The 19,994-nt window shown below is 60.9% G+C and carries 10 protein-coding genes and 2 tRNA genes; 7 read left to right on the top strand and 5 right to left on the bottom strand.

Annotation, left to right across the window (positions count from 1 at the left end; all coding sequences use genetic code 11):
* Positions 1-62 precede the first annotated feature (62 nt).
* Complete coding sequence (locus HMPREF2617_RS01600) at positions 63-1,283, bottom strand: hypothetical protein (RefSeq protein WP_070839308.1); 1,221 nt, start codon at positions 1,281-1,283, stop codon at positions 63-65.
* A gap of 725 nt (positions 1,284-2,008) precedes the next feature.
* Here HMPREF2617_RS01600 and HMPREF2617_RS01605 point away from each other — a divergent pair.
* The 6 genes from HMPREF2617_RS01605 (at position 2,009) to HMPREF2617_RS01630 (ending at position 14,239) form a co-directional block, all read left to right on the top strand.
* Positions 2,009-2,082, top strand: a tRNA-Ile gene (locus HMPREF2617_RS01605).
* 16 nt (positions 2,083-2,098) lie between these two features.
* Positions 2,099-2,171, top strand: a tRNA-Ala gene (locus HMPREF2617_RS01610).
* 153 nt (positions 2,172-2,324) lie between these two features.
* A complete protein-coding gene (locus tag HMPREF2617_RS01615) occupies positions 2,325-3,131 on the top strand; it encodes a phytoene/squalene synthase family protein (protein WP_070839424.1) in 807 nt (268 codons plus the stop codon).
* Entirely contained in the window at positions 3,128-4,660 is a 1,533-nt protein-coding gene (gene crtI / locus HMPREF2617_RS01620) for a phytoene desaturase family protein (protein WP_070839311.1), read from the top strand. Before HMPREF2617_RS01615 ends, crtI begins: the two co-directional genes overlap by 4 nt.
* Positions 4,661-4,917: 257 nt before the next feature.
* Positions 4,918-9,324, top strand: a complete 4,407-nt coding sequence (locus HMPREF2617_RS01625) for a hypothetical protein (protein ID WP_141762978.1) — start codon at positions 4,918-4,920, stop codon at positions 9,322-9,324.
* A gap of 313 nt (positions 9,325-9,637) precedes the next feature.
* Complete coding sequence (locus tag HMPREF2617_RS01630) at positions 9,638-14,239, top strand: hypothetical protein (protein ID WP_141762979.1); 4,602 nt, start codon at positions 9,638-9,640, stop codon at positions 14,237-14,239.
* A 55-nt stretch (positions 14,240-14,294) separates the two neighbouring features.
* On the opposite strand, the gene HMPREF2617_RS01635 is transcribed toward HMPREF2617_RS01630, so the two are convergent.
* The 3 genes from HMPREF2617_RS01635 to HMPREF2617_RS01645 are packed head-to-tail and all read right to left on the bottom strand — an operon-like array spanning position 14,295 to position 18,510.
* Positions 14,295-15,809: a cutinase family protein gene (locus HMPREF2617_RS01635; RefSeq protein ID WP_070839320.1), complete on the bottom strand. Its 1,515-nt coding sequence runs from the start codon at positions 15,807-15,809 to the stop codon at positions 14,295-14,297.
* The gene (locus HMPREF2617_RS01640) at positions 15,806-17,899 is read right to left on the bottom strand and encodes a YhgE/Pip domain-containing protein (RefSeq protein WP_070839323.1); all 2,094 of its coding nucleotides are present in this window, start codon (positions 17,897-17,899) and stop codon (positions 15,806-15,808) included. The genes HMPREF2617_RS01635 and HMPREF2617_RS01640 overlap by 4 nt, the downstream gene beginning before the upstream one ends.
* Positions 17,896-18,510, bottom strand: coding sequence for an ATP-binding cassette domain-containing protein (locus tag HMPREF2617_RS01645; RefSeq protein ID WP_070839327.1), 615 nt, complete (start codon positions 18,508-18,510; stop codon positions 17,896-17,898). The genes HMPREF2617_RS01640 and HMPREF2617_RS01645 overlap by 4 nt, the downstream gene beginning before the upstream one ends.
* Positions 18,511-18,601: 91 nt before the next feature.
* On the opposite strand from HMPREF2617_RS01645, the gene HMPREF2617_RS01650 reads away from it, so the two are divergent.
* The gene (locus tag HMPREF2617_RS01650; protein WP_070839330.1) at positions 18,602-19,165 is read left to right on the top strand and encodes a TetR/AcrR family transcriptional regulator; all 564 of its coding nucleotides are present in this window, start codon (positions 18,602-18,604) and stop codon (positions 19,163-19,165) included.
* 39 nt (positions 19,166-19,204) lie between these two features.
* Here HMPREF2617_RS01650 and HMPREF2617_RS01655 read toward each other — a convergent pair whose 3' ends face one another.
* Entirely contained in the window at positions 19,205-19,837 is a 633-nt protein-coding gene (locus tag HMPREF2617_RS01655; protein ID WP_070613797.1) for a hypothetical protein, read from the bottom strand.
* Positions 19,838-19,994: the final 157 nt, after the last annotated feature.

Raw genomic sequence — 19,994 nt, forward strand, 5'->3', positions numbered from 1 at the left:
ATTGCCCCTACCAACTACACGGAAACGGCACGCTTCACTAACTTGTGCTGGCCTGCGCTGGGTTAGAACCCCAGGCCCGGCATCATGTTCATCACCGCGAAGCCGATGCCGATCAAGGCCAGGATTGCCACGATCGGGGCGACGATCGCCGCGACGTTGACGTCCTTCTCAACAACCGGAGCCGGCTTGTCCTTCTGCTCAGCCTGCTGCTCGTGCTCGGCTGGCTTCTCGGCGGGCTTCTCGGCCTCAGGTGCTGGCTGCTCTGCCGGCTTCTCCTCCTCAGGCTGCTCCTTCGGAGCCGGGTCGTTGACCGCTCCTTCCTGCGACGGAGCCGAGGCAACACCGCGGGCACCGATGCGCCAAGCGTTGATGGCCAGTGCTTCCCAGTCCGCCGGAACCTCGCGCACACCGAACGGGGTGTCGAGCAGGTACGGCTTCTCCGAGTAGTTGAAGTAGTCGAACTGGTAGTCGTAGTTCATCACCGACTTGTAGGCCGAGGTATCCAGACGCATGCCCTGGATGTCCTTGACCACCGCGTGCGCACCCTGGTGGCGCAGGCCGAGGGTGTGGCCTAGCTCGTGCAGGATGGTGTTGCGCAGCATCTCTTCCGAGTTCATGAAGCGGTGGTTAGCCACGAAGAACGAGGTGTCGTTGACCAGCGAGGCGCCGGACGACAGGTTGTAGGCGTCGATCTGGTCGCCGATAACACCGATGCGGAAGATGTTCTGGCGCTCGCCGAGCATCTCGTCGATGTTGTTCAGCAGCTTCGAACCCTGGCTTTCGTTCTCGAAGTAGTTCTTGACGTACTTCAGGGTCTCACCGCCGCGAGCCTCGTAGCCGGGGATGTTGTTGAAGGTTTCGCCGGCGTCGACGTGGAGGTTGATGCCGTGGTCGTCGAAAAGATCAACCATCTCCTGCAGGGACTCGGCCTTCACGCCGTATTCCCTGGTGTTGGCGTTGGCACAAGCCTCGGACGGCTCGACGTCGCAGCCGAGGGTCTTGTACTCGGACTCCATCCAGTTGAGCTGGAGGAACAGGTCCGGGCGGCTCGGGTCCGCACCGTAAGCAGGCAGGTTAAGCACGGTGCCGTCCTCGAGGACAACGCCGTTGCGCTCCCAGAGGTCGGGGATGCCGTCGCCGTCGGAGTCGATGAGCTCCGCGGAGATCGCTTGATTATCGACGACAACGTCAGCAGGCTCTGCAGCCTTAGCCGGAACAACTCCACCGAAGGCGACGGTGGCGGCGAGGGCTGCTGCGAGACCGGTACGAAGTGCTGCGCGCATTTTCCTGCTCCTTACTTATCTGCGGTGTTTGCGGTAAACACCGCATTTCCTTTGCTGCCCTCGAGTTTATGCACCAAGTATGCGCTGGTAAACCCGCCGAATTTTCGGCCCTTTCGAGGCCGGATTGTTCAACGTTTATTTTGGATTGTTCAACGTTTTCACCCCGTTTATCGTGCGGATTTTTCATCAATCCGAGCTGATTTTAGGGCTGTCGCGCCGGGTTGTTGAACGATCTTTTGCGCTCCGGTTCGGTTCGTTCAACAATCCGGAGGAGCAGCATACTATGCATTGTTTTGTATATGTATGGGTATACAACTTCGAATCTGGCCCTCACCAGGAGTTTTGCCTGTCACGCTCGTATAAAAACAGGTTTTGGCGCCGTCTTGGGGCGCTGCTGAGTGGCGAAAAGGCCAGGTTGGGCGGATTGTTCACCAATTTGTGCAGGCCTCCTACCCCCGCAAATTACCCCCGTTCCGCGAGGGTGTCGTTGAGGTGTCGTTGGAGTGCGGTTGTTGTGCCCTGATCGTCTAGCTCCCGTTCCGGCGAACCAGACGATCACGCTGATACTGAAAACCATCGCCAACATCACCTGGGGATATGTGGAGGGTGCAGGCGGGTCGTCTAGTAGCAATGCACAAGCAGCTAGACGATAAGCATAAAAACACGCAACAACCTGGCGATTTGGCGGTTATAGCAGTGCTCTGTAATATTCCTATTCGTTCCCAGGGCCTATAGCTCAGTCGGTTAGAGCGCATCGCTGATAACGATGAGGTCGCAAGTTCGATTCTTGCTAGGCCCACAGCCCGAAAGGGCACGGGGCATTAGCTCAGTTGGTAGAGCACCTGCTTTGCAAGCAGGATGTCAGGAGTTCGATTCTCCTATGCTCCACAGGAACACAAAGGCCAGGTCCTCCCGGGGACCTGGCCTTTGGCGTTGGTGGTCACCAGGGGCCCAGGCAGCGGTTGCTGCGCGGTAAGCTCCCGGAAAAGTCTGCAAATAGAAAGCGCCTGCGTGAACTCTTACCTTTCCCGTTACGACACGATGGCGGATCGTGCGGCTGCTCAGGTGATTGCGCAGTATTCGACGAGTTTTTCGTTGGCTACGAAGGTGTTGGCACCGGGGGTGCGGCGCGATATTCGTAATTTCTACGCGGTGGTGCGTATCGCAGATGAGATCGTCGACGGCGCCGCGCAGCAGGCCAACGCAGACCCCGAGACCCTGCTTAACGCCTACGAGGAGCAGGTCCTCCAGGCCCCTAACCAGCGCTTTCACACGGATCCGGTGCTGCACGCGTGGGCGAATACGTATCGGCGTTGTCGCCTCAACGCGGAGCACCTCGAGGCGTTTTTCGCGTCGATGCGCGCGGACCTTAACCCGCACGTTTTTTCCCCGGCGGAGTTGGAGACCTATATATATGGGTCGGCCGAGGTGATTGGCTTGATGTGTTTGGACATTTTCTTCCCAGAGCGCCAGACACCCCATCCCGAGAAACTTCAGCGTGGCGCCCGCGCGCTTGGTGCGGCGTTCCAGCGCATCAACTTCCTGCGCGATTTCGGGGAGGATCAGGACAGTCTCGGGCGGGCGTACTTTGGGCGCATGCTTGACGACGACACCAAGCACGCCATCACCACCACCATCCACACCGAACTTGACCAGGCCTTAGAGACGATCCCGTTGCTGCCCCGCGGGGTGCGTGGGGGAGTGGCGGCCGCGGAGGCGCTGTTCCGTGAACTCACGGAGATCGCGGAGCGCACCCCGGCCGCGCAGTTGACCCAGCAGCGCATCAGTGTGCCGCAGCGCCGCAAGGTTGCGCTGACGGCGAAGGCGATTGCGAGGACAGGGCTGTGACAACTGCGGTGGTGATCGGCGCGGGGGCGGCGGGTTTGGCTACCTCGGCGCTGCTGGCGCGGGAGGGTTACGAGGTCACGGTGGTCGAGCGCCTCGGCTCGCATGGCGGCCGCGCCGGCAACGAAACCGTCCAGGGTTTCCGCTTTGACACCGGCCCGAGCTGGTACCTCATGCCGGATGCCTTCGACCACTTCTTCGCACTCTTTGGCAAGCGCACCGAGGACGTGCTGGATCTCAAGCCGCTCACGCCCGCATACCGGCTCTTCCCCGAGAACCACGACCCGATCGATGTGGAGTCGGGCCGCGACAACGCGATCCGGCTTTTCAACAACATCGAGCCCGGCGCCGGCGCCCAACTGGCCAGTTACCTCGACCGCGCCGCCGAGACCTACGACTTGGCGCTGCGCTACTTCCTCTACACCACCTTTTCCACGCTGAAGCCTTTTGCCAAGATCCGCGGCCAGTACGGCAAGTTGCTGCGTTACCTGGTCGAGCCGCTGGATCGCTTCGTCGCAGGCCAGTTCAAGGACATGCGCCTGCGCCAGATGCTGACGTACCCTGCGGTGTTTTTGTCGTCGCATCCCGCGCGCACGCCGTCGATGTACCACCTGATGAGCCACACGGACCTCACCCAGGGCGTGCTGTATCCGCAGGGTGGGTTCGCGGCGGTGATGGATGCGCTCTACGAGCTGGCGCTCGAGCAGGGCGTGAAGTTCCGCTTCAACGCGGACGTCGCTTCCATCACGTACAGCGGTGGGCGGGCCACGGGCATTTCGCTTATCGACGACACCCTCATCCCCGCCGACCTCACCATCTCGTGTGCCGACCTGCACCACACCGAAACCCGGCTGCTGCCGCCGAAGCTGCGCACGTACGACGAGTCGTGGTTCTCCCGCCGTGACCCGGGCCTGGGCACCGTGCTGGTCATGCTGGGTGTGAAGGGTGAGATCCCCGAGTTGGCGCACCACAACCTGCTGTTCAGCGAGGACTGGGACGATGACTTCGCCACCGTCTTCGAGGGCAAACCTGCGGTGCGGCCGTTGGGGGCGTCGCAGTCGATCTACGTGTCCAAGCCGAGCGCGACCGACCCCGGCGTGGCGCCCGAAGGCGACGAGAACCTGTTCGTACTCGTGCCCGTCGCCGCCGAGGAGACGATCGGCCACGGCAACATGTACCGCGATGGGGCCTCCCCGCAGGTGGACCTGATTGCAAACGCTGCCATTGCACAGATCGAGAAGTGGTGTGGGGTTGAGGGCCTGGGCGAGAGGGTCGTCGTTAAGCAAACGCTCGGTCCTGTAGACTTCCGCGACCGCTACCACGCGTGGTCGGGTGGGGCGATCGGGCCGGCGCACACGCTGAAGCAGTCGGCGTTTCTGCGGGGCGCGAATGCTTCGAAGAAGCTGGGAGCGCTGTACTACGCCGGAGCCACGACCGTTCCTGGGGTGGGCGTGCCGATGTGCTTGATTTCCGCTGAAAATGTGCTGAAGCGCCTGCGCGGCGACAAAAGCCCAGGCCCTCTCCGCGCCTGAAATGGGCTTTGTTGAACAATTGCTCGGATTGTGGTGAAAATCACCTTGTGGTTTTCTTCCTGAGTACTGTCTAAACGTCCAGTTCAGAGGGTCAGGTTTCTAAGTTTTTGGTGTTGATCTGGCGTTTTGGCTTTCTGTAGGGGGTTTCGGACTATTCTCCAAGCCGATATTGCGCTTAAATATGTAGTTATCAGTTTGGAGATCCGTGTTCAGGTGATCTCAAGGCTGCTTCGAATATCTCCTCCGAGTTGTAAGGAATGAAGCCGTTGAAGAACGCACATCTGAAGAAGCGCGTCCTGGCCACCCTGGTTTCCGCCACGGTGGCTTTTGGTGGCGTAACGGTCGTAGCTCCGACCGCTGACGCTGACGAGCGAGTAACTAGCGAATATTCCGCACTGCCGAGCGACGCTAACAAGGCTGCACTGCAGTACAACAAGGGTGCCAAGCTCAAGGGCCGTATGGACATGCTCCAGACCCAGTACGGTCCGGGCTGGTGCATCGACGCTGCGCTGCCGGGTCCGAGCCTGGATACCCAGTACGAGGTCCGCAAGCTCGACGGTGTTTCCGGTCTTTACGGCTTCAACCTTGTTTCGGGCGGCAGCTTTGATATCCACCCGGACATTGAGAAGGCTTCGATCAGCCTGACCAAGTTGATGCTGGATGATTACTACGCTGGCCGCCACGAAGAGGTCCGTAAGAAGGCCCTGGCCATGCAGGCACTGGTGTCCAACAACCAGGAAGTTCTCGACCAGATCCGTGGTTACATTACTGGCGACATTAAGCCGCGTTGGGCTGCTTATGGTTTCGGCTGGTCCAACAACCCGCCGAAGCTGACCGCCGCAGAGTTTGAGAGCTGGACCGGCTTCAGCATCCGCCGCACCGCCACCGCAACGGTTGGTCAGTCGGATTTCTACCTGGTGAAGAACTCCGCGAAGTTCAACGCGCTGAAGGTGAACCCGGGCGAGTACGTCACCGTCCTCGTTCCGCTGAACTACAACATCTACCAGGATGTTCTCCGCGACCCGACGAAGCAGCGCATCCTCATCATCGCGCAGCCGGGTCTGGACAACTACCAGCCGGACGTGATCCGCGAGACGGTCACCAAGACCGTTTCTCCGCAGGAGACCAAGACCGTGACCTCGACGGTGCAGTCGACCGTCACCGAGACGGAGACTGTGCGTCCGGGTAACGCAACCGTGACCAAGACGGTGGCCGGTACTACAACGAAGACGGAGTACATCCAGCCGATCGTCGAGAAGACCGTGACTGAGACGCCGGAGGAGCTCACGGTTACCTCCACCCGTCGTCCGGATGTGGTCACCGCAACCGCGAAGACCACCCTGCCGACCAAGGTCGAAACCGAGACGGTGACCGCTCCGCAGAAGACCGTCACCGTTGAACAGGTTGAGCCGGTGACTGTCACCGAGACCACCACGGCCCGCGCAACTGACACCGTTGAGGGTGCAACCGAGACGGTGACCGTCACCAAGCCGGCCACTACCGTCGTCGAGACCGTGAAGCGGAGCGGTGCCCCGCGCACCGAGACTCAGACGGTGACCGCTGAGCCGTCCACCAAGGTTGTTGAGACCACCGTGGTGAACAAGAACTACAAGACGGTTGAGCGCACCTCCACTGTTGAGCGCTACACCCGCCACTTCACCTACGCCTTCGCTTTCGAGGGCACCGACAAGACGCAGATCATCGACGTTGACAAGCTCGGTGACTGGAAGCTCGAGATTATCGACGACTCCAACGGCCTCGTTGATATCCGCAAGGTTGAGCGCAACGGCAAGTACGTCATCGAGATCGTGCCGAAGCGTGAGGGCAAGGGCACCGTTCGCTTCGTCATTACCGACAGCGAAGGCAACCGCCACGAGTACACGGTCAACATCGTCAACGAGAAGACCGAGAAGGTCACCGTCAACGACGTCACCGTGAACAACCACTTCTTCAACGTGGGTGTCTCCAACATCGACCAGACCATCACCGTCCCGGCTGGCTGGGACTACAAGGTTGACGGCCCGGGCGAGCTGGTGAAGGTTGAGGGTTCCTCCAACCAGTACAAGCTGAAGGTTAAGGATGGGGTGACCAAGGGCCAGATCAAGGTCACCGTCTTTGAGAAGGTCAACGGCAAGCCGACCGGTGCCGAGAACAACTACATCTTCATGATCGACACCACCACTGGTGGTTCCACCTACACCCGCGTCATCGGCAACCTCAACTCCTACATCCTCGAAATCGAGGGTGTTGAGGAGAAGCCGGAGATCGTTGAGGGCGCTGACAAGATTGAGAAGATCGAGAAGCGCGGCGACTCCTGGGTTGTCACCCCGAATAAGGACGCAACCGGCGATGTTGTGATCAAGGCCGTTGACAAGGAAGGTAAGACCTACACCTTCAACCTGAAGATCGAGCACGGTACGAACGTTTCCGTGGACAACGTCACCCGCCTGATGGACGAGGGCGACACTGTCACGATCGACTACGGCGACGACACCTCCGATCTGACCAAGGAGCCGGTCTCCCAGTCCGGTACCTGGGAGTGGGACGAGCAGAACCCGTGGAAGGTCACGAACGTCACCAACGGCACCCTGGTCTTCAACGTGTACAAGGAGACCGACAACGGTCGCGTCCTGATTGGTACTTACACCATCGTCGCCAAGGTGAAGAGTGACACCAAGTACCCGACCGCCAAGGTCACCCAGGATGTTCTGGACCGCAACACCGTCATCCTGAAGCTCGGCACCCCGGGTAACGAGTTTGAGGTCAAGGAAGGCAAGGGTCTCTTCGACAAGGAAGAGGATGAGAACGGCAACTGGAAGGTCCTGCCGAAGGTTGGCACGGACGGCAAGATCGTCATCGTCGAGAAGTTCGGTGATGACGAGCTCGTCGAGTACACCATCAACGTCACTCCGAGCGAGATCAAGGAGGTGCGCAAGAACGTCACGTCCGGCCAAACGATCGGTATCTCGGGTGACACGAAGGTCACCAAGGGCAATGAGCTGCTCGTTGGCGGCGACATTATGGTCAACTCCAAGAACAAGTCCCTCAAGTTCGTCGACGGTGCCAACGGCGAAGTTGTTGTTGAGGTCCTTAACTCCCGCGGTATCGCGCACGAGCGCCACACCTACGTCGTGACCCCGCAGGGTGCACGTGAGGAGAAGTTCGAGCTCACGCCGAAGTCCGAGTCCTCGATCACCATGAACTCCTCGGAGTTCACCTTCGAGGTCAAGGGCGAGGACGTCATCGACGTCAAGCGCGAGGGCGACACCCTGCTGGTCACGCCGAAGGACGGCAAGACCGGAACCGCGACCGTTGAGGTCAAGTCTGGCAACACCGTTGTTGAGCGCTACATTTACACGGTTGTTCCGGGCAAGAACGGCGGCAACACCGCGTCGTCCGACGACTACAAGCTCAGCGTTGACGGCCGCTTCACCATCACCCGCATCAACGACAACACGATCGAGATCATCGAGGGTGCAGAGTGGGTCAAGGAGGTCAAGGAAGACGGCAAGTGGAGCCTCGTGCCGAAGGGCCCGGAGTCCATCGGCAAGACCGTGAAGGTCATCGAGCGCCGCGGTGATGTTGTGGTCCGCCGCTACAACATCGAGGTCCTCCCGGAGGGCAAGCAGCTGAACTTCGAAGAGTTCCGCACTGTTCTGTACAAGAACATCAAGGACTCCGTCGACTTCGGCGAGAAGTACACCTACAAGGTTGTTCACGGCAAGGATCTGGTGACGGTCACCGAGCCGGAGCCGGGCAAGCTCGCCATCGAGGCACAGCCTGGCAAGCGTGGTCTGGCACAGATCGAGATCCGCGATCCGGAAGGCAACCTCGTCCGCGTCGTCGATGCTGTCATCCCGGACACCTCGGAAGGCGAGCTTCCGAAGCCGCGTCCGTCGATCAAGCCCAACCCGGGCAAGGAGGGCAGCTACATCGTTGACTTCGAGGGTGGCTCGAACAACGTTGAGATCAACATCTGCACCGGCGACGGCAGCTGCACCATCGTCCCGAACAACAAGGTTGTGGACAAGGGCAGCCACCTTGAGGTCGATCCGGGCAAGGTTCCCGACGGCAGCAAGCTCGTCGTCGTTCCGATTGAGAACGGCGTCCGCAGCGATAAGCGGGAAGACTACGTCGAGATCGACCTTGGCGTTGACCTCCAGGGCAACAAGACCGAGAAGGGCTCCTCTGAGCTCGACGGCAAGTGCATTGCCTCCATCGTCGGCCTGTCTGCGCCGCTGCTGCTGGCCATCCCGCTGGGTATCCTCTCCCAGGTTCGCATCCCGGGTCTGGAGGGTCTGTCCGCTCAGGTGAACGACGCCATCCGTCAGGCGAATGACCAGATCCAGCGCGGTCTGGGTATCTACAACGAGGACCGTTCTCGCCGCGCAGCTGGCTTCCAGGGTGCGTTCAACGTCGCCAACCCGGAGATGCTGAGCCTCGCCGCTGGTTCCCTCGGCGCAATCACGCTCGGTCTGTTCCTGATCGACGGTGTGCTGCGTGCCTGCGGCCAGGAGGAGATGACCTCGTCCTACAAGATCGGTGAGGCCACCGGTCAGGAATGGATGATGTACGGTTCCTCCGGCAAGAGCTCCAAGGACCAGGCTGAAAAGCCGTCCGAGGAAGCTGGCGCAAAGGACAAGAAGGACGAATCCAAGAAGTAAATCGTTCTGATCCCTGAAAGCCCGAAGCCGACTTGGCTTCGGGCTTTCGGCGTTCTTTGAGGATTTGTTGAACAATTGCTCGGATTGTGGTGAAAATCACCTTGTGGTTTTCTTCCTGAGTACTGTCTAAACGTCCAGTTCAGAGGGTCAGGTTTCTAAGTTTTTGGTGTTGATCTGGCGTTTTGGCTTTCTGTAGGGGGTTTCGGACTATTCTCCAAGCCGATATTGCGCTTAAATATGTAGTTATCAGTTTGGAGATCCGTGTTCAGGTGATCTCAAGGCTGCTTCGAATATCTCCTCCGAGTTGTAAGGAATGAAGCCGTTGAAGAACGCACATTTGAAGAAGCGCGCCATGGCTGCGCTCATTTCGAGCACCCTGATTGCCGGTACCGCAGTGAGTGTTGCGCCTGACGCGTTGGCACTTACCTACACCGGTTCCAGCGCGCAGATCGTCGGTGCTTACCAGTCGCTCAGCGAGCAGGAACTGCGCCAGTTCTACTCTGATGGTTACAAAGACCTCCGTAACCAGCCGTTCGACGTCAACACGTTCGTTCTGCCGAACGAGGTTGCGTCGGGTTGGTGCATCGACTGGGGTATCGACAACCCTTGGAACAATGAGATCGGTGGCTACGAGGTCCGTAAGCTCACCGGTGCCTCCGGCCGTTTCGGCGATGGCTTGGGTATTAACGACGACGTGCGTCTCGCAGCGATCAACGTCACCAAGTCCTTGATCAAGGACTACGAGGAGTACCAGAAGAACCCGTCTTCGAACCTCGTGTACCAGATTCAGACGAAGAACCGCATCCTCCAGGCACTGCTCTCCAACAACCTCGGCTCGCTGAATGAGATCCGTGGCTACTTCCACGAGAACCGCCTGAACAAGTACCTCTTCTCCTCCCTGACCGGCTTCGACATTATCTGGAAGCGTCAGGACGTTCAGGGCGACGGCACCCCGAACTACGTTCTGGTGAAGAACGCGAACTTCCAGACGGTGAAGGAGAACTACACCGAGGGCGAGTACGTCACCGTTCTGGTTCCGAAGAACTACAACCTCAACCTGAACCCGAAGAAGCACTGGACCTTCCAGCGCATCATCACGATCGTGCAGCCGGGCCTGCCGGGCCCGAAGCCGCCACCGGTGAAGGAAACCATCGAGGAAACGACGACGATCCCGCAGGATCCGACGACCGTAACCACAATCGAGACGCTGCCGGCGACCAAGACCACCGAGACGGTCACGGAGAGCCCGCGTACGGTAACCGCCACCTACACCCACCCTGAGGTGACGGTGACGGAGCGCAAGGAGCTCCCGACCGCGTACACGACGGTTCGTACCACCCGTCCGCGCAAAACGGTCACCGAGACTGAAAAGGCCGATCCGGTTGTCAGGACGACGACCGAGGTCGTTGGCGGCGAGACCGTCACCAAGACGGTTACCGAGACCCCGGCTCCGAAGACTGTCACCTCCACCGTTGAGGGCGAGCCGACCACTGTCACCGAGACGATCAGCGACACCCCGGTCGTCGTGACCAAGCCGGCTACCACGGTTACCGCAACCCACTGGTCCACCCCGACGCGTACCACCGTTGTGGACGTTCCGGGTACGACGGTTACCACCACGAAGACCGAGACTCCGAAGCCGGTCACGACCACCAACACGGTCACTCTCACGGAGAACTACTACACCGAGAAGGTGTACGAGTCCGTTAAGGAAATCCACGAGTACTACTACTTCGCTGGCTTTACCAAGAAGGACAAGTCCAAGGAGATCGAGCTGCCGGGTGGCATTAAGGGCTCCTGGACCTTCGAGGTCACCAAGGGCCGCGACATCGTCATCGTGGAGCGCACCGAGGATGGCAAGCTGATCATCACCCCGAAGCCGGGCTTCGAGGGCGAGGGCGACGTCGAGATCCTCATCACCGATGAGCGCGGCAACCAGTACATCTACCGCGTGAAGGTGTCCGACACCATCACGGTGAAGACCCAGACCAACGTCACGGTCAACAACTTCTTCTACACCCTCAACCCGAACGGCGAGAACCGCGTCAAGGTCATCCCGCTGAACCCGGGCGACAAGATTAAGAAGCGCGTCTACATCGATGAAAACGGCGTGGAGCACAAGGTTATGCCGGGCAGCATCGATGTTGCTGATGACGAGCAGGGCGTGAAGGTTGAGGTCACCGACACCAACCTGCGCGGCCAGGTTGTCGTCACCACGGTCGACGAGAGCGGCAACGAGCGCGAGAACATCGTCACCATCGAGAACACCACCTCGAAGTTTGATGTTGTTCGCGAGATCCTGAGCACCTCCACGGCGATCGTGGAGCGTCGTGGCGGCAAGTACAAGATCGTCGAAGGCAACGATTTGGTGGACATCAAGGAGGGTGACAACGACACCTGGGTCATCACGCCGAACAACAAGGACCGCGAGGGCAAGGTCGTCGTTGTCTTCACCGACAAGAACGGTGTCGAATACAAGTACACGATTGACATCAAGAAGGATGTCAACTCTGGCCCGCGCATCCGTAACTACGAGATTCAGAGCAACGGCTCGGTCAACATCGAGCGCAGCAACGAGTGGGACATCAAGGTCATCTCCGGCGACGTTGATGTCAAGGAAGGCCGTGGCAAGCTTGGCGAAGATGACGCCGAGCAGGACGTCTGGACCGTGAAGCCGCGCAATGGCTTCACGGGTGAGGCGATCATCCACGTCATCGACAAGAAGACCGGAACCCTGATCGGTGTTTGGAACATCCAGGTCAACCCTGCTCAGGACTCTGATGGCTTCGACTTCAAGGAGCTTGAGCCTCGCAACATCGTTGACCGCGCGGTTGTGGATCTCACCCTGGGCTACAGCATCAAGGACGCCGATGGACGGGCTTCGAACCGCTTCACCTTCGATGTTGACCAGAAGTTCGACTCCTTCGACAAGATGCTCGAGCACTACAAGACTGTCTACAAGGACATCATCGACTTCGATAAGTCGAAGATTGCCGAGGACGGCGACTGGAAGCTCGTCTTCAAGCCGGGTGCAAAGGGCCAGGTCCAGGTACTCGAGACCGCGCTCAACTTCAAGGACGACGCCAACGGCAAGTACGAGAAGATCACCAAGTTCACCTACAACGTCACCCCGGCTCCGGTCCGCAACCTCGAATACGATGTCACCTCCGACAACGTGCTCGAGCTGGAAGGCACGAACCTTCGTGTTGTCGATGACAACAAGGACGAGGCCAAGAAGCTCGTTGTTGACGAGAACTCGCTGCCGACGGGTGATACCAAGTCGGTGAAGATCGAGTTCAACCGCAACGCCGACGGCAAGATCGTTCTGGAGAACCTCACGGACGAGGGCTTCGTCTTCGAGCGCTACACCATCAACGTGACCCCGGGCCGCGACGCTGAGGTCAAGCCGCTCGTGCGCGAGATGGCTTGGAACGCAACCGCACGCATTCCGGGCGCGAAGGATGACGAGGCTGTCATCACCGAGGGCAAGGACCTTGTCAAGATCGAGCGTGATGAGAAGAACGATCAGTTCATCATCACGGGTCTGCCGGACAAGACTGGTCTGGTCAAGATCCAGGTCAAGGACGCCCGTGGCGTTTGGGCCGAGTACCACCTGAACATGGTCGCTCCGAAGTCGGGCGAGTCCACCTACACCGTCTCCACGAACTCCGAGTTCCGTGCGACCCTTGTCAACGGCAAGAACAGCTTCCTGCTCGTTGAGGGCGGCGAGTTCTTCCAGGAGCCGAAGACCACCGATGGCGAGTGGATCCTCAAGCCGAAGGCTGACGCCGCAGGCAAGACTGGCGTCGTTGAAGAGCGCGACTCCAACGGTTCTGTGCTGAACCGCTACACGGTGAACGTCGTCCAGGGCCGCGTCTCTACCAACCGTCAGCAGCGTTCGGTGATCCCGGTTACCGGCTACACCGACATCCCGCCGATGAAGAATGGCGGTAAGTTCTTCATCACCTCGGGCAGCGAGTACGTGACCACCAGCACGGTGGAAGGCAACTTCCGAGTCACGGCGAAGCCGGATACCGTCGGCCAGGTCATCCGCGTTGAAGAGCGTGACGGCGAAGGCACCGTTCTGCGCACGATCCTGCTGGACATTGTTCCGGTGGACACTGCAGAGTCTGGTGTGCTGGTCTCCAACGGCAAGTCCACTGGTACGAACAAAGATCTGCCGGAGATCAAATACACGAACAACCCGACCACCGGCACGATCACCATCACCCTGCCGGATGGTGTGAAGAGCTTCGTTCCGGTTGAGAACGGCGGCAAGGTCAAGAGCGTCAAGGAAAAGGACGGCAAGGTCGTTGTCGAGACCGATCAGGGCGCACCTGGCGACAGCCTGAAGTACGTCCTGGTTGACAAGAATGGCAACCAGTCCTACGTCCGTACCCTGAAGCTCAATGTCAAGGTGACCGGTGAGACGAACAACCAGACCACCAAGGGCTCCTCTGAGCTCGACGGCACGTGCATCGCTGGCATCGTCGGCATGACCGCGCCGCTGCTGCTGGCTATCCCGCTGGGTATCCTGTCGCAGGTTCAGATCCCGGGCCTAGAGCAGGTCTCCGCCCAGGTCAACGCGGCAATCCGTCAGGCGAACGACCAGATCCAACGCGGTCTGGGCATCCACAACGACGACCGTGCACGCCGCGCGGCTGGCATCCAGGGTGCGTTCGCTATCGAGAACCCGCAGATGATCGGCCTCGCAGCCGGCGCTCTGGGTGCGATCACCCTGGGTCTGCTCGCTGTTGACGGCGTCATGCGCGCATGTGGTGCAGGTGAGTACACCTCCTCCTACATGGTGGGCAAGGCGACCGGCAACGAGACCCTGATGAAGGGCTCCTCCGACAAGATGCCGGAGTCCAAGGACAAGGGCACCGAAGAGAATAAGCCCGCTGAGGACAAGTAAACCCGCAGTGAGCTAGCCCGCCAGGCGAAAGCCCGGCGGGTTTTCTCTTGCGCATTTACTTTGCGACGACCCCACGAACCACCCGGTCAAGCCACCCCAACGCATAGTCGTAACCCGTCTGGCCACCCACCTTGAACCCACCGGGGATGTCGGTGAAGCCCAACTTGTAATACGACATGTGCCGCGGCCCGAAATCGCCAGCACGCTGGGCCGACGACACCAGCACAGCATTCTGGGGATCCTCGTAAGCGGCGCGCAGGCCGGTCACATCCAGCACCTGCCCGCACAACGCCGCCACCGCACCATGCGTCCACGCCTGGCGGCCCTCGGTGCCGGTTGGGGTGCGGGGGATCACGCCGAGGCGATGCAGCTGCCAACTGAACTGCTCCACGGCATGGATGGTGCGAAACACTTCGAGGGTGAGATCGAGCCAGGCGGTGGTGTCGTCGTCAAGCAATTGCGCCGCCTGATCGCGCAGAGGCTCAAGCGCCTGGAACAACCACGGCCAGGTCACGCCCTCCTTGGCCAACTCCGGCAGTGCGGCGAGCAGCGCGATGGCGGCTTGTTCGGCTGGGGGAGTGGTGCTGGTGCCCGCCGCGTGCTGCCCAAGGGCGGTGGCGGCGGTGGTGGCTTCGATGATGATTTGGGGGATGAGGGTGGCGTCGATAAGTGAGAGGCCCGACTGCTCAAACGCCTCGGGCACCGGCAGCCCCTGCGCGCGTAAGTCGCGGAAGCGGGCGACGCGGATGCCGGTGATGGCGTTGAAAGGGCCGGGTGTGACATCGCGCATGGCCACATCCGCAAGCGTGCGCAGCGGGCTCGTGGGGTCGGTCGCGCACGCCATGTCCGCGCCGTTGCACAGGGAGAGCACCTTGCCCTCCAAGCCGGTAAACGGCGTGGTGCGGGTGCCGGCGAGGCCCTCGAACGCGGGGTTGAGCGTCGTGCCACCGGTCTGGACTGTCTCCCCGTTGCGGCCGCGCACGCCCGCAGGTGGTTCGGTGTAGAGGCGCGAAGGTTGCTGCGGTGCCGGGTCACCCAGCGGCGCGCGGGCGGGGTCGGCGAAGAGAAGGACGGCGGCGATGTCATCCGCACCCACACCCCGCACGCGACCGGCGGCAACCTCCGCCGCCGCATCACCGACCAGGTGGGCGCCCTGGGAGTAGCCGATCAAAATGAACCTGGTGCCGGGGCAATGCCGGGCCACGGTCTCCATCTCCAAGGTGGCCACGTCCCGGCCGTAGCGCACCGACTCCCCATAAGTGGCCGCCTCGGTGCCCTCCGGGACGTTGCCCGAGGTACCGAACACGCTGAAGCGGCCCAGCGACGCCGGGTACTTCACCTGAAACGTGGACACCGTCCGGGCGCCGAAGCGGGTTTGGAGGTCGTCGGCGGGGGAGGAGGCGTCGTCGAAAAGCGACTCGCGCGCGGACGGATGCCACGAATGCGAAAACCCGGACCCCGCCGCCTGAATCACATGCACGGGGTGGCACCGCAACTGCAACGCCTGCGCCTGTGGCACCGCGAGCGGCACAAGCGCAGCGGACAGCAGGATGGCTAGGGGGCGTCTCACACCGTCAACTCAGGGTGCAGGTCCTTGAACGCCATCGTGCGACGCTTCCGCAGCGCGAAACACGTAATGGCGATGGACAGGGCTGCCACGAACAACAGGACCGTAAGCGCAGTCCACAGACGCGGGTCATACGACGGCGCACCGAACAGGGCGTAGCGCACCAAATCCACCGAATAGCGCATCGGATCCCACGTGTGCACCCACTGGATAAACCCAGGCTGCACCTCCGGCGGATACAGGCCGTTCGACGCCACCAACTGCAGCGACATCAACGCCATCGTGGCCAAACGGCCAGGCGCCGGGCCCAACGTGGTGTTCAACGCCATAATCGCGGAGATAAACACCCAGGACACGAACACCAACACGCCGAACAGCGCCAACGGGTGGTGCGGCTCCACCTTCAGCACACCAACCTGCACCACCCACAGCGCCACAGACTGCGCAAAGCCAATGATCACGGAAGGGATCATCGTGTACAGCATCACGCGGAACGCGCTCACGCCCGAGTCGATGGCGCGGCGGCTAAACGGCTTCATGATCATGTAGGTGATCAGCACACCGAACCATTGCGACAGGGCCAGGAAGAACGGGCTCAAACCCTTACCAAAGTAAGTCACGCTGTCGCCCGTGTGCTGCGGGGTCACCGGATCCGCGGCGGCGTGGATCGCCTTGTCCAGGCGTTCGCCTTCCCACTTCGGGGCTTCCTTGGCGCCGTCCGCAAGTTTCATGGAGAGCTCGCCGGTGCCGTCAGAAAGTTTCACCAGGCCGTCGTTCAAATCGCTCAGGCCCACCACCAACTGGTTCGAGCCGGCCGCCAACTTCGAGGTCGCATCCGTCGCCGTATTCGCAGCGACGACCAACTTCGACGTACCGTCCTTCAGCGTCGTAATGCCGGCCAGCAGCGTGCCCGAACCGTCCTGCAGGCGGGCCAGACCCTCCGCAAGAGTGCGGGCACCCGCTACGGCGCTATCCACGCCGCCGCGGTACTGCGCGGTCGGATCAGACAACTGCGTGGCCAACTCGTGCGCGCCAGCCTGCAACTGCATCAACTGGCCAACCAGGTCGTTGCCCGGCACCGCCTGCAGCGGACCAGCGTTCAACTGTGCCTTCACGCCACGAGCTTGCGCGGCCAACTCGTTCGAGCCCGGGATAGGGGAGCGGTCCAGATCCGCGATCACGCGGTCCAGGTTCGCATTGACGTCAGCCAATGCCGCCTGCGCCTGGTTCAACGTGCCAGCAAAGCCGGTGAGCTTATCCACGCCACCGGCGATCTTCGTCGCACCGGCACCCAACTGCTGGGTACCCGCCTGCAACTGATCCAGGCCGTTAGAGAGCTTGGAGGCGCCGCCGGATGCGGTGGTGATGCCGTCATTAAGCTGCGCCGCACCGTCCTGCAACTTGGCCACACCGCCGTCGAGTTTGCCCACCGCACCCGGCATCTGCTGCACCTTGTCATTGAGCTGCTGGATACCGTCGTTGAGCTTCGTGCCGCCGTCGTTGAGCTTCTGCGAGCCGTCCTTGGCCTTATTCGCACCGTCGTCGAGCTTGCCCGCGCCATCCGCGGCGTCCTGCACACCCTGCGACAACGTATTAATGCCGACGAACAGCTGGTCCACCACCTTCTCACCAACCGAGTTCGACACCGCAACCGCGACCGCCTCACCGGCTTTATCACCCAACACCGTCGGGATGAAACCGTTCGTCTCATTCAAGGTGATGTTGATCTTCGCCGAATGCGGATCCTCCGACTTCACACTGGTCACAGCCTCAGAGAAGTTCGTCGGAATCTCCATACCCAGGTAATACGTGCCGTTAGCAATGCCCTCCTTGGCCTCCTCGGCACTGACCAACTGGAAATCCAACGGACGCTGCTCCAACAGCTCGTCAACCACCTGGTCGCCGTTCTCACCCTCATCCGAGTTCACCAACGCAACCGGCAACTTGTACAAATTGCCCAGTGGATCCCAATACGACCACACAAATAAACCGCCGAACAGCAACGGCAGCAACATGATGGCAACAAGGGCAAGCGGTGGGAGCTTGCCGTTCAAAAACTTCCGAAAATCGGTTCCGATATGCAGGCCGCTCATAGCCCCTCCTCATTGACCGTATTCACCATCACGGGAAGGTGGACCGCGACGCCGCGGAGGTCGCTAAGAAGCAACTTGCGCAACTTCATGTCACGGACCTGATCGATGTCGTCGACAATGAGCAACTTCGCCTCCGGACGCGAAATCAACGCAAGCAACACGCGCAGACGGAAGCGCTCCAGCGGAGTAATGTCGCCGACCTTGGCCAGCAGATCCAGCTCCTCCAACTGCAGCGGCTCCAACCACTTCTCCACGTACGGATGCGCCTTAATCGCCTCCGGGCTGCGCGGGGTGCGCTTGAAGAAACTCTGCGACCACGCAATCTGCTCCCGCACCGCATCCCGCACGCGCACCAGACGATCAATCGAGTCGATCTCCGGTACGCCCGCCAACGCGACATCGCGGAAGCGGTCGTGGTGGGTGGTGGGTTCGCTATCAAGCAGAATGGTGCCCTCTGCAGGGCGGAAGCGACCCGCCAGCGCAAGGCTGAGCAGCGTCGAATCGGACTCGCGCGCCGTGTTGAGCAGGGTCAAACCGCGGCCGATGTCGAACGACTCCGGCTCGTCACCACTGCGCAGCGCAAGGCCCTGTACCGACAGGATTGCAGACATTCGGTCCCCTAACCGTAGGGTGGACTATCACTTAACTCGTGATATGGTGCTCCCCAATTCAATCACTGTCAAACCCAGAGTGGGGAGTGCCATGCGTGCAGACGCCCGCAAAAAACGCGACCAAATCATCACGGCCACACTCCAACAGATCCAAACCCGCCCCAGCTCCGAAATCACACTCGAAGGCATCGCCGCCGACGCCGGAGTAGGCATCGCCACCCTCTACCGCCACTTCCCCTCACGCGCATCGCTTTACGACGCCTGCGCCATCGTCTACATCGACGACCTCCAAACCCTCCTCAACGGCACCCTCGCCGACTTCGACAACGACCCCCAAGGCAGCTTTGAACGCTTCGTCTGGGCCATCGTCGACTCCGGCGTCGGCATGCTCGCCACCGCCCTTGCCGCCGAACCCTCCGCTGACGGCCCCCGCATCATCGTCGAACGCCGCGAGACCTTCATGCACAACGTGCAATTGCTTATCGACGAAGCCGTGCCCCACAACATCGTCGCCCCCGGCCAAACCGCGCTGCAGCTCGCCACCGAACTGATCGTGGCCACCCGACCGCTTGCCTCACCCCTGGCCGATCTGCTCCCCGACGTGCGCGATCGCCTCGTCCGCCACCTCATGGCCGGCTGGCGCGCGAACGTATAGGCGTTCGGGAACGGGGCTGGGCCCGGAAGGGACGTGGCGCTAGTCCTCCAGGCGGTGGCGACCTGCGGAATCGTCAGAATCGTCGGCCGAACGTGCTTCGCGGTCGTCCTCGGTAGTGGTGGAGTAGACCAGCGTGGAGGTCCCACCAGCGCCAGCACCGCCAGCACGACCAGCGCCGCCCTCGGCGACCGAGACGAGGTCGAGGTCGGCGGGGGAGTCGTCGCGAAGTTCAGCGATTTTTTCCTTGAGGAAGAACTCCCACGCAGCCCATGCGCTACCTGCGGCGACGGCGCTGAGCGTCGACCACTTGATCACAGAGCCGATGGTGCCGAGCACGCTGCGGCCTTCGTCCTTCTTCTCCTTGGCGTGGTCTTTAAGGAAGGCGAGTTGGGCGGCGCGCAGGGGAGCGTCGGCGTCGAAGGCGGCGCGGCGGCGGTCGAGGCGCTCGTGGGCCTGGCGGGTGATTTCGCCGGCTTCGGCGCGGGCGGCGCCGTAGAGCTCCTGGAGTTGGTCGCGGTCGAATTTGTCGGTGAGGTCGGAGAGGTCGCCGTCTTTAAGCGTGTCGATGAGGGACTGGTAAATGTCGCGCTCGCGTTTGTCGTTTTGGTCGCGGAAGTACTTCAGGCCTTGGTTTGCGAGGGCGTAGGCCATGCCGATGGTCCTGAGGTTCATGGGTGCTCCTTTGTTCGATTGGTTCGGTGTCTAGCGTAGCGAAGCCCCCACAGAACGGCTCCGTACCAAGCGTTACGCAAAAATGAACCAAGCGGTTCAGTTTGCGGTATTTACATTCACGGAAACCAGCCGCATGACCTGCGCAAACGGGCAAAAT

Source organism: Corynebacterium sp. HMSC070H05 (genome assembly GCF_001837615.1).
GTDB classification, from domain to species: Bacteria; Actinomycetota; Actinomycetes; order Mycobacteriales; family Mycobacteriaceae; genus Corynebacterium; species Corynebacterium coyleae.

Excerpts from the sequence above, each read along its gene's own strand:
- HMPREF2617_RS01640 (WP_070839323.1), bottom strand. The coding sequence starts at position 17,899 with ATGAGCGGCCTGCATATCGGAACCGATTTTCGGAAGTTTTTGAACGGC.
- HMPREF2617_RS01650 (WP_070839330.1), top strand. The coding sequence starts at position 18,602 with ATGCGTGCAGACGCCCGCAAAAAACGCGACCAAATCATCACGGCCACA.
- HMPREF2617_RS01615 (WP_070839424.1), top strand. The coding sequence starts at position 2,325 with ATGGCGGATCGTGCGGCTGCTCAGGTGATTGCGCAGTATTCGACGAGT.
- HMPREF2617_RS01625 (WP_141762978.1), top strand. The coding sequence starts at position 4,918 with ATGAAGCCGTTGAAGAACGCACATCTGAAGAAGCGCGTCCTGGCCACC.
- HMPREF2617_RS01655 (WP_070613797.1), bottom strand. The coding sequence starts at position 19,837 with ATGAACCTCAGGACCATCGGCATGGCCTACGCCCTCGCAAACCAAGGC.
- HMPREF2617_RS01645 (WP_070839327.1), bottom strand. The coding sequence starts at position 18,510 with ATGTCTGCAATCCTGTCGGTACAGGGCCTTGCGCTGCGCAGTGGTGAC.
- HMPREF2617_RS01630 (WP_141762979.1), top strand. The coding sequence starts at position 9,638 with ATGAAGCCGTTGAAGAACGCACATTTGAAGAAGCGCGCCATGGCTGCG.
- HMPREF2617_RS01600 (WP_070839308.1), bottom strand. The coding sequence starts at position 1,283 with ATGCGCGCAGCACTTCGTACCGGTCTCGCAGCAGCCCTCGCCGCCACC.